Raw genomic sequence first — 13,406 nt, forward strand, 5'->3', positions numbered from 1 at the left:
TTATTTTTTCACTTCTTCAATGATGGAGTGTCCTTCAGTCTGTTCTAGATCTGACCATTTCCATTTTTCATGCAAGCGTATCCTACCATCTGGCAATAATTCAGGAGTGGAAAGACAGCTGCCTCCTCTAATTTCACCTTTTTCATTGATATGATTATACCTGAATTCTAAGGAACCATCCATATTGACAAGCCCTATTAAAGTTCCTTTAACAATCTCTCCACCATGATAACTTGCTGAAAGAATTGAGCCTTCTTGTGAATAGTGGAAGGAAGTATTTCCTGATACTTCTCCATTTTTAGAATTGACTAAAGCTTTGAAAATCCTACCATCATAATTAAACATCATCATTCCCCCATATGAATTAATAAGGATAATGATACCAAATTTATCAAAAAATGAATATTCAAAAATCTTTCGGGGTTTTAGTTTTGTGTCAATGGAAATGACACAAAAAATACATAATATTCCCCATTGAATTCCCCTATTATGTTGTGGTTAGATTATGGAAGATGTTACTTATGGAATGAACAATTCCTTAGTTGAAACGTCTAATCAAACTGGAAGATGTTGGTGAGGTGCTCAATTGAAAGAAATACTTCTGATTCTACTATTACAACTTATTTATGTTCCGATTTATACGTTGCGAACCATTTTCTTAGTAAAAAATATTACCATACTTGCCTCGATACTGGGTATCGCAGAAATGTTAATATACGTTTTTGGATTATCCCTAGTATTTGGCGGTGACCAAAGCATACTCGCCATGGTTGTATATGCAGTCGGTTTTGGAATCGGAATAATTTTTGGTACGAAAATTGAGCAAAAACTTGCCATCGGTTTTATTAATGTAACCGTAAATACTCAAACCAAAAATGAACAGTTGGTAGATACATTGAGGAACAACGGATTTGGTGTGACTCTTTATACGGGCGAGGGCCGGGATAGCAACCGTTATCGGATGGAAATTTTGACAAAACGCAATCGGGAACAAGAATTGATAGCAACCGTTGAAAAGTACGAACCTAAGGCTTTCATCATTTCATATGAACCACGTTATTTTAAAGGTGGTTTTTTATTGGACCGGTTGAAAAATAAAGCAAGCTGAATGTAATGCAAAAGCCCATCTTTTTAAGATGGGCTTTTGCATTATTTCGTTTTTGATTTTCTAATCTTCACTGCCCTCGTTACCGGCTGTTTTTTGATCCACTTTAAGTATTTTTTTAATGCTTCATCATCTTTTAACAAAAGCACGGTATATAGTCGGATGGCCAGCTCTCGGTTTGAATACAGTGCGTGAATCTGTTTGTGACAAGATTTACAGAGATAGGCAATGGGTAAATGGCTGCCACCTAATTCTCTAGGTGTTAAATGATGGATGGTCAGTTCTATCTCACCCCTGTCACAAAGCTCACAAGTACCTTTCATCTCATTAATCGACCGTTAAGGCTTAACGGATTTTCCTTCTTCAACAATATGAAACATCAAATGGGCAAGATGATGGATTGGTCCATACTCTTCATTGTCATCATCTTCTTCATCTTCCACTTCCACTTCATCCATGCCTTGTAAATAAAGTGCCATGAACTCATAAAAATCATTTTTAGTAAAAGAGTAACAATCACTTGGATCCTGATTATCTTCTTCATACTGTAAAACTAGATGAGATAAATCACCCTCATCATCTTCAGCATCAAAAAATACAAAATATCCGATATTTGTATCCAGTTCAAATAGTCTGCGAAAACCGCGTGATGTTGCTTTTTCAAACTCAGCCGCCGTCAATTTTTGCACTTGCATGCTGTCTACATTATCTTCTTGATGAAAGCCCACGATAAATGTGTTCATAATCAAACCTCCTGTTGAATATGGATAACCATTAGTATCCCCATTTAACCGAATTTATTCCATTTAGAGGTTTGTTTCCAAGACGACCGGGCAATGATCGCTGCCCATGACATCACAGTGAATATTAGCCTCTTTTAAATATTCCGCCAGACGTTTTGAAACAATGAAATAATCGATTCTCCATCCTATATTCCGCTCCCTAACTTTTGCCATATATGACCACCAAGAGTATGCACCTTCCTGGTCTGGATAAAAATGGCGAAATGTATCGATAAACCCTGCATCAAGTAATTCAGTCATCTTTCCACGCTCTTCATTAGTGAATCCGGAATTCCCAATATTGGATTTTGGGTTTTTCAAGTCGATTTCCTGATGTGCAACATTGAGGTCCCCACAAAAGATAACCGGCTTCACCAAGTCCAGTTCACTAAGATAATCTATCATCCCATCTTCCCATTCAAGACGATAATCAAGCCTTGATAAATCCCTTTTTGCATTGGGGGTATAAACGTTCACCATATAGAATTTTTCGAATTCCAGTGTTATGATCCTGCCCTCCGGCTCCTCGTCCAGCTCCCCTACACCATATTTCACTGAAAGCGGTTTTTCCTTCGTGAAAATGGCTGTACCTGAATATCCTTTTTTCAGTGCATAATTCCAATATTGATGGTACCCTTCCAATTCAAGTGTAATCTGCCCTTCTTGAAGCTTAGTTTCTTGAAGGCAAAAAATATCTGCATCCACATCTTTAAAGTAATCTAAAAATCCTTTTTTAACACAAGCTCTAATTCCATTCACATTCCAGGAAACCAATTTCATATTCTCTTAAATTCTCCTTATGGCCAATTAATTTCTTTACATTTCAACTATACTATTTATCTGCTGTTTTTCCCATTAGAGTACATTCGAAAACAATCTGGCAAATGATTCTTTTGAACGTTCCAGCAAACCCCGATTGTTATATCTAATAGGATCTAGTTTGTCACTATCCATCATATCCTCTTTGTAGTGAGTGATGAGATCTTCGATGGAACGGCTGCCCATTAGAAAGACATTCACTTCAAAATTCAGGTGAAAGCTCCTCATATCCATGTTTGCCGTCCCTATGGAAGCCATATCACCATCTACGATAATAAGTTTCTGATGTAGAAAACCTTTTTTATACGTGTATACCTCTACACCGAATTGAAGCAGCTCCCCGAAATAGGAGCGACTGCCGTATTGGGTTAAAAACCCATCATTTACTGCCGGAACCATAAGCCTAACTTGTATCCCCTTAATTGCGGCATGTTTAATTGCTGCTTTAATCGCTTGATTTGGTACGAAGTATGGACTTGCAATCCAGATTGATTTTGTGGCGCTTGTAATAAGTGAATAGTAAAAATCACTCATGATTCCCTGTTGTGTATCAGGTCCGCTTGCCACCACCTGGACAGCTCCATCCCCTTGTTCCACTATATTGTTGAATTCTGGACGCTCTTCTAATACATCTTCCCCACTGACATATTCCCAATCCAAAAGGAAAACAGTATGAAGCATATATACCGCTTCACCTTTAAGGACCATATGTGTATCTCTCCAAAATCCGATCGTTTTATTTCGCCCTAAGTATTCCTCTCCTACGTTTAAACCTCCTACAAAGCCAACTTCCCCATCAATGATGATTATTTTCCGGTGATTCCTAAAATTAAACTTTTGATTAAAAAAACCATGTTTCAATGGTGAAAATGGATAAGCCTTTATCCCTGCATTTTTCATCCGTTTAACTTCATTATTTGAAAGGCTTAAACTACCGGCAGCATCAAAAATGAATAAAACTTCAACACCATTTTTCGCTTTTTCAATAAGGATATCTATAATTTCAGTACCAAGCCTGTCGGAACGAAAAATATAATATTCTATATGAATGAACTTTTCAGCTTTTTTTAACTGTTTAATGATTTCGGTAAACGTTTCGTTACCATTTTTCAACACTTCCGTTTGCGATGATGTACTAATGGTGGTCTCAGATGCATTTTTGGCAAAAGCTGCGAATGATTGCTGATGATCATTCAAGAACGATAAATCTGGAGATGATACATGTGTAACAAGACTCTTCCATTCTTCGCGATCTTTTTTCCTTTTACTTTGAAATAAATACCCCTTTAAATAGAGCTGACCTGAGAATAGATAAAATACATATCCAAATACCGGGAAAAACAAAAGCACATACATCCATAAAAGTGTCTCGTGGGCAAATCTATTTTCGAGCATGAGTGAAAATAGGGTAATAAACATGACCAAAATATACAATCCAATAAAAAATAGCTTCACGTCGAAGCTAACATGAGTGAACAGGATCATATAAACTGCAGCAATTAAAATAATTAAAAATACAAATTCCATTCTTCTTCTTTTCATTGTTTCATTCTCCTACACAGCAATATTTTATATATAAATAACATATACCCATATTTGAAGGTAAAAGAAACAAAACACTTACGAAAACAATGTTCGCAAGTGCTTTGTGTATTACCTATCCAATTATCACTTCATGACAGGAATCAAACTTTCATACAGCTCCATATACTTTAATGAGGATGATGTCCAACTGAAATCTAACTTCATTGCATTTTCGGTCATTTTCCTCCATCTTTTCGGCTGGAATTTGTACAGACCAACAGATTGCTCAATTGTATGGAGCATATCGTGTGCATTATAATTCGTAAAACTGAAGCCATTGCCTTCACCAGTAAATTGATTATACGGGATGACCGTATCACGAAGTCCGCCAGTTTCCCTCACTAAAGGCAGTGTACCATAACGCAGTGCCAAGAGTTGGCCGATACCACATGGTTCGAATTGTGACGGCATCAGGAATATATCAGAACCTGCATAAATCCTTCTTGCCAACCCCTCATCAAAATATGTATGGACTGAAACCTGATTTGGATATTGGTCAGCTAAATGACGAAATGCTGATTCATATTGCTCTTCACCCGTACCTAAAAGAATGAATTGAACTCCTTGGTTCATCATTTCATGAAAAACATGAAGAACAAGATCTATTCCTTTTTGATCAACAAGCCTCGTTACCATTGATAAAACCGGTACGTCATCATTGACAGGAAGACCCAGCGATTCCTGTAGCTGACGTTTATTCTCCATCTTACCCTCATAAGAATCGAATGGAACAGCAAGATGTTCATCTGCTGCAGGATTATATTCCTCATAATCGATTCCGTTGATAATTCCTTTAAGCTCACCTTTTCTCTTACGTAAAAATCCATCCAGATTTTCCCCGAAATAAGGAATCTGAATTTCTTCCGCATAACTTGGGCTTACAGTTGTGACTATGTTAGAAAAAGCTAGGCCGGCTTTCAAATAACTTACATTCCCATGAAATTCAAGACCATCGATATTAAAATATAACTCACTCAAATCGAGTAATTCAGCTAATACAGCTTTAGGATAAACTCCTTGATAGCGTAAATTATGTATCGTAAATATCGTTTTAATATCCTGATAGAACGGATGGTTATGATAATGGGCTTTCATCAAAACGCTGACAAGGCCCGTTTGCCAATCATGGCAGTGTATAACATCCGGTTTTTCTTCTAAATAGGGTAAAGCCTCTAAAATTGCACGGGAAAAGAAGGCGAACCTTTCGCCATCATCGAAGAAACCATAACTACCATGCCTTTTGAAATAATATTCATTATCCAGAAAATAATATGTAATTCCGTTAGCAACAAGTTTTTCGATGCCGCAAAATTGCTGGCGCCAACCAACAGGAACTTCAATACTCGTCATATGTTCCAATTCCTGTTTGAATCGGTTAGGAAGATCCCCGTATTTAGGAAGGATGACACTTACATGGACTCCCTGTTTTTTCAGCGCTTTCGGGAGCGCGCCTATAACGTCTCCGAGCCCTCCCGTTTTTATAAAAGGGGCGCATTCTGAAGCAGCAAATACAATATTCATTGCCGCACCTCCTCTATTAAATTACTTCCGCTTTTTTTATTACAGTAGGCTGTTTTAAACCAATAACTGATTTTTCACTAGTAATTCTCACTTCTTTATCAGTTATGATATTTTCAACGATGGCTCCTTCTTCAATCACGCCTTTTTGCATGATGATGCTGTTTCTTATTATCGCTCCCTTTTTCACCTTTACCCCACGGAAGAGTATACTGTTTTCCACAGTCCCTTCAATATCACAACCGTTGGCTATCAATGAATTGGTAACCTTCGAAGAACTTGAATATTTGGTCGGTGCCTCATGTTTGATTTTCGTATAAACATCCCAAGTATCCCCGAAGAAAGAACGGATTACCGAAGGGTTCAGGAAATTCATATTACTGGAATGAAAGCTTTCAATGGAATGAATGAATGGCATATCTCCAGTAAAATTGTAGCCTTTGACGGTAAAACGATGAAGATTGGCTTTCACGGCGTCTTTCAAAAAGTCATATTCCCCACTCGCAACACAGCTTTTGATCAAATTCACCAATAGCGTTTTACTTATGATGAAAGTTTCCAGACAAACATGGTCACCAGGTCTAGGGATCGTATAAAAGCTAATGTCAGTAATGTCTTCATCCGAATCTACCGAGCAGGTGTGATAGATTGGTTTTTCAATCAATTCCCCTACATAATCCTTATATACGACCGTGATATCCGCTTTATGTTTTTTGTGATAATCAAGCACTTCATTAAAATCCAATTTGCATACATGGCTGCCAGGGGAAATGATGACAGTATCTGCCTCTGCACGTTCGAAAAAGCTGAGGTGATCATAAAATTGCTTCATATCGCCTGTTACCGTTTCATCCGGGTGGATAGGGGGCAAGATGTATAAGCCTCCTGAACGCCGATCCAAGTTCCATTCTTTACCTGAGCCAAGATGATCCATAACTGAAAGATACTTTTCTTTTGGAAAAACGGCTACTTTTGATACATCTGCATTAATGAGATTCGACATCGTAAAGTCAATCAAACGGTAGCGTCCACCAAATGGCACGGATGCTACATTACGGTGAGCAGTCAGATCTTTTAAATGTTGTCTTTCATTGATTAAGTTAATAATACCCAACACATTTTCCATAGCATCTTCCCCTTTTTCTAGTTAAGAGTGATCTTTTTTTTGTTTGGATTGATAATGGTCTGATTTTCACCAATTAAGGTTATATCGGATGTAACCGCTGAATTGCCAACTATGGCACCATCTTCAATAACACAATTGCTGGCTATGATGCTTCTTTCTATATGAACGTTTTCACCAATCGTAACATTAGGCATGATGACTGAATCTTTTATGGTTGACCCGTAGCCCACCTGTACATTATAGGATAAAACCGAATGTTCAATGTTCCCTTGAATCATGCACCCTTCATTGATAAGCGACTGACTGACCTTGGCATCCGGTGATATATATTGCGGCGGGTGATTTGCATTGCGGGCAAAAATTTTCCATTGCTGATCATCCAACTGGAAATTTGGCGTATCCTCCAATAAGTCCATATGGGCCTGCCAAAGGCTTTCGACCGTTCCAACATCTTTCCAATAATCATTAAAACGATAGGCAAATAGCTTTTTTCGGTCTTCAAGCATCTTTGGAATGATGTTGCTGCCGAAATCATTGGATGAATTTTCATCTTTTTCATCATTTATTAAATACCGTCTTAAGGTTTTCCAATTGAAAAGGTAAACTCCCATGGAAGCAAGATTACTCTTTGGATACTTTGGTTTTTCATCGAATTGAGTGACTTTATCATCATCATTGGTATTCATGATTCCGAAACGGCTTGCTTCCTGCCATGGCACTTGAATGACAGCTATGGTAGCCTCGGCATTTTTTTCGATGTGATAATCCAGCATCTTACTGTAATCCATCTTGTAAATATGGTCACCAGAAAGAATCAATACATGTTCCGGATCATAGTTATCAATGTATTGGATATTTTGATAAACAGCATTTGCCGTCCCTTTATACCATTCACCGCCTTCTTTACCTTGATAAGGAGGAAGTACGGAAACTCCGCCAACATCAAGATCAAGGTCCCAAGCTTTGCCATTACCAACATAATCATTTAGAATCAATGGCTGGTATTGGGTCAGTACCCCAACCGTATCAATACCAGAATGAGTGCAGTTACTTAATGGAAAATCGATGATTCTATATTTACCGCCAAAGGGAACAGCTGGTTTTGCCAAACCGATTGTCAATTCACCTAACCTTGAACCCTGGCCTCCTGCCAATAACATTGCTATCCATTTTTTTGCTCCCATTATTCGTTCACTCTCCCCCGCCTTTTTTTTGTTTGCTTCATAAAAATAGAAATGCCTAATGGAGGTACAGTTATTTCCATGCTGTATGGTTGATTATGGTATGGTTCCTTTTTGACATTAATGGGTTCTTCATTGATCTGACCCGATCCACCGAAAGCTGCTGAATCACTGCTGAAAACCTCGATATATTTGCCTTGGGATGGTACACCTATTTGATATTGAGCATGAGCCTGCGCAGAAAAATTACAGACAACGATGCAATAGTCGCCTTTCCGTTTACCTTTTCTTATAAAAGTAATGACACTCTGATTACTATTGTTCGGATCTATCCATTCAAAACCTTCCGGGTCATGATCCAATCTCCATAAAGAGGAAGTTTGCCTATAAAAATCCTGGAGAGTACGGAAGTAATAGGCCAGCGTGTCGTGTGATTCATATTCCAAAAGCAGCCAATCCAATTGTTCCTCATCTTTCCATTCTATGAATTGGCCAAATTCACTGCCCATAAATAGAAGCTTCTTTCCAGGATGCGTCATGAAATACCCAAAGAGCAACCGTAAATTTGCAAACTTCTGCCAGTAGTCACCTGGCATCTTATTCAATAATGACTTCTTGCCATGAACCACTTCATCATGTGAAAAGGGCAAGACGAAATTTTCTGAAAAAGCATAGAAAAATGAAAATGTTAAGAGGTTATGATGATATGGCCTTTCATGTGTTTCAAGTTTCATATAACGAAGGATATCGTTAGTCCATCCCATATTCCATTTATAATTAAAGCCCAGTCCGCCTATATCGGTAGGAGAAGTAATGAGCGGCCGGTCTGTTGCTTCTTCAGCCATCATTAATGCATTGGGATATTTTTTGAAAACCACTTCGTTAAGTTTTTGCAAAAACTGTATGGCTTCAAGGTTTTCCTCACCGCCAAACTGGTTTTTCAGCTTGACCGGCAACGGATTATCATGATTAAGATAAACCATGGACGATACCGCATCGACACGGATCCCATCTATATGGTATACATCCATCCAAAACATAACATTTGAAATAAGGAAACTGATTACTTCCGGTTTGGTAAAATCAAAATTGTATGTCCCCCATAACGGGCGATCTGCTCTAGTGTGTTCAATTGGTTCATAGAGAGGCGTACCATCGAAACGGGAAAGTCCATGTGCGTCTTTACAAAAATGGGCGGGAACCCAGTCAAGGATCACACCTATGCCCTTTTGGTGGCAAAGGTTAATTAAATATTTAAAATCTTCAGGTGAACCGTACCGACTGGTTACCGAATAATAGCCCGTGACCTGATATCCCCACGATTTATCAAATGGGTGTTCCATTATGGCCATGATTTCAATATGTGTAAAACTATTATCAATCACATAATCAACTAATCTATCAGCCAATTCACGGTACGTATAAAATTCGCCATCTTCTTTCTGTTTCCATGTTCCTGGGTGCACTTCATAAATGGACATGGGTTTATGATAAATGTTTTCCTTTTTCCTATCGGCTATCCACTTCGAATCTTGCCATTCAAAATTATCCAGCTTTTTAATGACCGAGGCTGTATTTGGTCTGACTTCCGAATAAAAGGCATATGGATCGGCTTTTAGGATACGTTTATTTCCAGGTGTATGTATTTCATATTTATAGAGTTCCCCTTCTTGTAGCCCTGGTACGAACAACACCCAGATACCTGAACGCTCGATCCGTTTCATCGCATGATCTTTTCCGTCCCAATTATTAAAATTACCGACTACTGAAACTTGCTTCGCATGGGGGGCCCAAACGGCAAACCGTACTCCTTCATTACCTAATGATGTCACAATGTGTGCCCCAAGCATCTTATAGCTTTCATAAAGGGTGCCTTCATGAAACAAATATAAATCGAAATCGCTTGGATAATTCTCTTGCAGCTGGTCCATAATTGTACTCAATAAAACCCCTCCATCAGTATTAACTCGATAGTATTTTACCCATCCTTCCCCAGTTATTATATATATTCGGTAAAAATGGTATTAATCCTTCAAATGGAGGTGAAGTTATTGTAATAAATGCCCGTTTTTTTGATAAATAAAACATTTTTTTGCGAAAAATAGTCATTTATTGTAAAAATATTATTATACCAATAAAAACTCTTCCCATTTTTCAGGAAGAGCTTTAAGGTATCAAGTATGAATGCTTCATGTTATTTGTTCAGTTCGAATACTGTGAGTCTTCGTCAAGAATAAATAGGATAATGAGACTGACCATGCCAAAGGAGTATTCCTGTTTGGTACATTACTGCCTCCTATATATAACTCGGGAACTTCCCAATTTTCCGGAATGATCATTTTCGTTTTATCTATATACTCCTTAACTTTGTTCATCATGCCAAGTTCAAGGTAGCATAAGCCCAGCCATGGAAGCCCGAAACACCATTCCGCTTCTTGACCGTCATTATAATAAAGGTCATTTTCATATCTAATGCAACCTTTTGTTCTTTCTAGGCGCTCTGTGACATTCTTCAATATTTTAAGCGCTATTTCACGGTCTACCAGACGATAAGGATAAATTAAGGATAAAAGGGCTAAATCCGTCTCTTTTGAATAACTTTCCCTTGGAAGCAGGAAACGAAGAGTTTCTTCTCCTTTTTTAATCAGTTCTTCCTTGACGTTGACCAGCATTTTGACTGAATTCAAACCAGCAACACATGCCCCTATGCTTGAAGCATGGATTTCGATATTCTCTTCCCACATCCCGTTATCTTCCGCTTGCCAATATTGCAGGCATTCCAAGTAACTGACCAACTTTTGAACGATCTTTAAATCACGTTGGTTTCTTATCACCTTTTTCCCATGCCTATATCCTTCACCGACACCCCATAAAAAGGCACCTATCGCATCATTTTGGGCATGGCCCCACTCATCGGGCAGTTCTTTAAGCTCAGTGGAATACCGTGCATGGATATGTTCAAATAGAAACTGGGGTTTCTGTTCCGTATGAATATCTATCTTCCACTCATAGGATTGAAATAAGTCGAATAAAGCATGATATGCTTTCTCATAACGACTGGACGGATCATTTATAAAAGGTATTACTGTATAAACGACATCCCTTATCCAGACATAATTATAATCATCGGAAATACTTGCAGTATATGCGCCATTAGGAAGCCGCATGCGATCAAGAACCTCTAGGGCACCATTTACATTCATTAATTGAACACCTCCATAGTTATTTGCTTATTCCCATTGTTGACAGACTCCCATTTTCTAAACGTTGGTTGTTTCATTTTTCAATTAAAAGCGCTTTCAATTCAGTTATCCAAAACGACTTTTTCAGAAGTTCATTCACCATAGTTTATGTAATCACTGCCTTTTTTGATAATCAAGCTTCCAATGTTCATTAAAAAAGCGTCATTTGCCTAACCGTAATGAAGTTGCCGTTATGAAATATGTTCTTTGGAAAATAAAAACCCAGTAATGGCAATCCATTACTGGTTATATCGGCCTATCATTCAAATGTTTAGTAGTTATTAAAAGAATAATCGCAATATCATCAATGAAAGCACGCCAATCATTACCGTACCCAATAGAAATCTCGTAAACATCGCAACCAGGAAAGCTGGTAAAAGCTGCGGCCAATTATAGCATTACCCTTAATTGAAAAGACCTGTTCCGCACAATTGATGCGCCAAGGATGGGGGCAAGGCTATACCCGCTTATTTCCATTTGTCAATCCTTATCGCCGAAGCTATAACCGTTGCAACTATGACGCCAGTACTGCCAGGAAAGAAGAAACCTACTGCAACATCGATTAATACGCTGCTAAAATCGACTGCAAGATCTATAAAAAAGTTTTTTTACTCAATATTCACAAAACTATAAAGGCCGATGAACATGGCTGTCAGGGAGAAATCCATCCCATATTTTTCTCGGGATTTGAAACCCATTGGCGCAAAGAACCGCCGGCATATTTGGTAGTAACCAATTTAAATAGGCTCCAGATTCAGACCTAGCATCCATTTAAAATCAAGCTGTTTCCTCTGCTGTGCCGTTGTGACGGCCACTCCAAACGTTTCTTCAGATAGTAAGGCTCCAAGTTATCAGGTATTGTTTCAAACCTTGCTGCCTGAATTACGGAGCCAATGCAGCAATAGATGACGACTGTTAACAAAAAAATCGTAAAAATCATGGACGAGACTGGATGACTAGCAGCTATCATCCCTGCCGCTATGAATTGTCCAGAGCCTGCATAGAGAAAAAAGCGACATTAGTGCCGCTTCAATTATGCTTAATCCTGATGTATTTTTCGATTACCCCTGCAGCGAAACCGATACATTACTCCTTGCTCAAAGCATTCCCCATAATTGGAAAAGCCATCGCTTTTCCAATCCACCCTTATATTAATAATTTCCTTCAATTGCTTTTCAGCTTGCCAAGCAGAAGTGGCAACTCACTATATATTTCGATGATCTCATCTATCGGCATTCTAACTAAGCCGCTGGAGGAAGGGGCAACGAATTCCATGGATTTATTCGATGAAGGTTCTTCTTGCAGCCCCCAAGAGATTTTTCGTAATTGACGGTATTCCTGATAAACACCCTTGCCTACAAAACAGACAAGTTTTGGTTTATACTTTTCAATTTTCCTTTTTAATTGATTCCTTCCTATTGTGTACTCTTCTTTAGTGATATCTTCCGCACCTTTTGTAGGCCTGGAAACGATATTGGTAAACCCATAACCTAACTCCAGTAATGACGAGTCTTCAGTTGGGGCATATTTCCTTGGTGTCAGCCCGGACTCGAAGAGGATTTTCCAAAAGCGGTTGTTTGGATTCGCATAATGATGGCCAGTCTCGCCTGAACGAATGCTTGGATTGAAACCTACGAACAATATATCCAAATTTCCCTTTAAATGATCAGAGATGCCTTTCATTTTAAAACTCCTTTTCAAATTTGGTATTTAATCATTGTACAAAACTGAAAAATAATTAACTACCTTTTCCGCCATTTACACAACATATATCCAAAACTTAACACGTTTCTTGGAGAATGAGGGATGATTGTTTCATAGTGATAACCTTATTATTGATAACATATAATTCCGCTTTTAATTTACATATAAAATAACTGCCTTTTAAACAGGAAAAAACCAAATTCATGTCTCTGTCTTGACATGAGTTTGGTTTAGAAGTATCAAGAATCATAGGTGATCCCGACCTTTATTAACACAGTTCCTTTTATTTACGAGTGGAATGGCTGATTATGAAATATAAAAGGTAGGGAAACGATGCATTTTACT

General features: G+C 38.2%; 12 protein-coding genes. 1 reads left to right on the forward strand and 11 read right to left on the reverse strand.

Annotated features, from left to right (window positions below):
• On the reverse strand, positions 1 to 345 hold the full coding sequence (locus OSJ91_RS14600) for an avidin-fold protein (protein ID WP_485889921.1): 345 nt from the start codon (positions 343 to 345) through the stop codon (positions 1 to 3).
• Positions 346 to 586: 241 nt separating this feature from the next.
• On the opposite strand from OSJ91_RS14600, the gene OSJ91_RS14605 reads away from it, so the two are divergent.
• On the forward strand, positions 587 to 1,108 hold the full coding sequence (locus tag OSJ91_RS14605) for a DUF2179 domain-containing protein (RefSeq protein ID WP_350298901.1): 522 nt from the start codon (positions 587 to 589) through the stop codon (positions 1,106 to 1,108).
• Positions 1,109 to 1,149: 41 nt separating this feature from the next.
• Here the strand turns inward: OSJ91_RS14605 and OSJ91_RS14610 are convergent, their stop codons facing one another.
• The 10 genes from OSJ91_RS14610 to OSJ91_RS14655 form a co-directional block, all read right to left on the reverse strand.
• Positions 1,150 to 1,428 (reverse strand): HNH endonuclease, encoded by a 279-nt coding sequence (locus OSJ91_RS14610; protein WP_350298902.1) that lies wholly within the window; start codon positions 1,426 to 1,428, stop codon positions 1,150 to 1,152.
• A gap of 15 nt (positions 1,429 to 1,443) precedes the next feature.
• Positions 1,444 to 1,848: a cytosolic protein gene (locus tag OSJ91_RS14615; RefSeq protein ID WP_241594546.1), complete on the reverse strand. Its 405-nt coding sequence runs from the start codon at positions 1,846 to 1,848 to the stop codon at positions 1,444 to 1,446.
• Between the two features lie 63 nt (positions 1,849 to 1,911).
• A complete protein-coding gene (locus OSJ91_RS14620) occupies positions 1,912 to 2,667 on the reverse strand; it encodes an exodeoxyribonuclease III (RefSeq protein ID WP_413017991.1) in 756 nt (251 codons plus the stop codon).
• Positions 2,668 to 2,742: 75 nt separating this feature from the next.
• On the reverse strand, positions 2,743 to 4,248 hold the full coding sequence (gene cls / locus OSJ91_RS14625) for a cardiolipin synthase (RefSeq protein ID WP_485889922.1): 1,506 nt from the start codon (positions 4,246 to 4,248) through the stop codon (positions 2,743 to 2,745).
• 126 nt (positions 4,249 to 4,374) lie between these two features.
• Positions 4,375 to 5,811: a glycogen synthase GlgA gene (gene glgA / locus OSJ91_RS14630; protein ID WP_485889923.1), complete on the reverse strand. Its 1,437-nt coding sequence runs from the start codon at positions 5,809 to 5,811 to the stop codon at positions 4,375 to 4,377.
• A 16-nt stretch (positions 5,812 to 5,827) separates the two neighbouring features.
• Positions 5,828 to 6,934, reverse strand: coding sequence for a glucose-1-phosphate adenylyltransferase subunit GlgD (gene glgD / locus OSJ91_RS14635; RefSeq protein ID WP_350298907.1), 1,107 nt, complete (start codon positions 6,932 to 6,934; stop codon positions 5,828 to 5,830).
• Positions 6,935 to 6,951: 17 nt separating this feature from the next.
• A complete protein-coding gene (locus tag OSJ91_RS14640; protein ID WP_485889924.1) occupies positions 6,952 to 8,118 on the reverse strand; it encodes a glucose-1-phosphate adenylyltransferase in 1,167 nt (388 codons plus the stop codon).
• Positions 8,118 to 10,046: a 1,4-alpha-glucan branching protein GlgB gene (gene glgB / locus OSJ91_RS14645; RefSeq protein ID WP_413020331.1), complete on the reverse strand. Its 1,929-nt coding sequence runs from the start codon at positions 10,044 to 10,046 to the stop codon at positions 8,118 to 8,120. The genes OSJ91_RS14640 and glgB overlap by 1 nt, the downstream gene beginning before the upstream one ends.
• Positions 10,047 to 10,304: 258 nt before the next feature.
• The gene (locus OSJ91_RS14650) at positions 10,305 to 11,318 is read right to left on the reverse strand and encodes a glycoside hydrolase family 15 protein (protein WP_350298909.1); all 1,014 of its coding nucleotides are present in this window, start codon (positions 11,316 to 11,318) and stop codon (positions 10,305 to 10,307) included.
• A 1,203-nt stretch (positions 11,319 to 12,521) separates the two neighbouring features.
• Positions 12,522 to 13,040 carry a mismatch-specific DNA-glycosylase gene (locus OSJ91_RS14655; protein ID WP_485889925.1) on the reverse strand — a complete coding sequence of 173 codons (519 nt, stop codon included), beginning with the start codon at positions 13,038 to 13,040 and terminating at the stop codon, positions 12,522 to 12,524.
• Positions 13,041 to 13,406 lie beyond the last annotated feature (366 nt).

The organism is Bacillus sp. T-10(2022) (assembly GCF_056502895.1).

What these genes read in the sequence shown, in the direction of transcription:
- OSJ91_RS14615 (WP_241594546.1), bottom strand. Translation starts at nt 1,848, where the DNA reads ATGAACACATTTATCGTGGGCTTTCATCAAGAAGATAATGTAGACAGC.
- glgB (WP_413020331.1), bottom strand. Translation starts at nt 10,046, where the DNA reads ATGGACCAGCTGCAAGAGAATTATCCAAGCGATTTCGATTTATATTTG.
- OSJ91_RS14650 (WP_350298909.1), bottom strand. Translation starts at nt 11,318, where the DNA reads ATGAATGTAAATGGTGCCCTAGAGGTTCTTGATCGCATGCGGCTTCCT.
- OSJ91_RS14640 (WP_485889924.1), bottom strand. Translation starts at nt 8,118, where the DNA reads ATGGGAGCAAAAAAATGGATAGCAATGTTATTGGCAGGAGGCCAGGGT.
- OSJ91_RS14655 (WP_485889925.1), bottom strand. Translation starts at nt 13,040, where the DNA reads ATGAAAGGCATCTCTGATCATTTAAAGGGAAATTTGGATATATTGTTC.
- glgA (WP_485889923.1), bottom strand. Translation starts at nt 5,811, where the DNA reads ATGAATATTGTATTTGCTGCTTCAGAATGCGCCCCTTTTATAAAAACG.
- glgD (WP_350298907.1), bottom strand. Translation starts at nt 6,934, where the DNA reads ATGGAAAATGTGTTGGGTATTATTAACTTAATCAATGAAAGACAACAT.
- OSJ91_RS14620 (WP_413017991.1), bottom strand. Translation starts at nt 2,667, where the DNA reads ATGAAATTGGTTTCCTGGAATGTGAATGGAATTAGAGCTTGTGTTAAA.
- OSJ91_RS14600 (WP_485889921.1), bottom strand. Translation starts at nt 345, where the DNA reads ATGTTTAATTATGATGGTAGGATTTTCAAAGCTTTAGTCAATTCTAAA.
- cls (WP_485889922.1), bottom strand. Translation starts at nt 4,248, where the DNA reads ATGAAAAGAAGAAGAATGGAATTTGTATTTTTAATTATTTTAATTGCT.
- OSJ91_RS14610 (WP_350298902.1), bottom strand. Translation starts at nt 1,428, where the DNA reads ATGAAAGGTACTTGTGAGCTTTGTGACAGGGGTGAGATAGAACTGACC.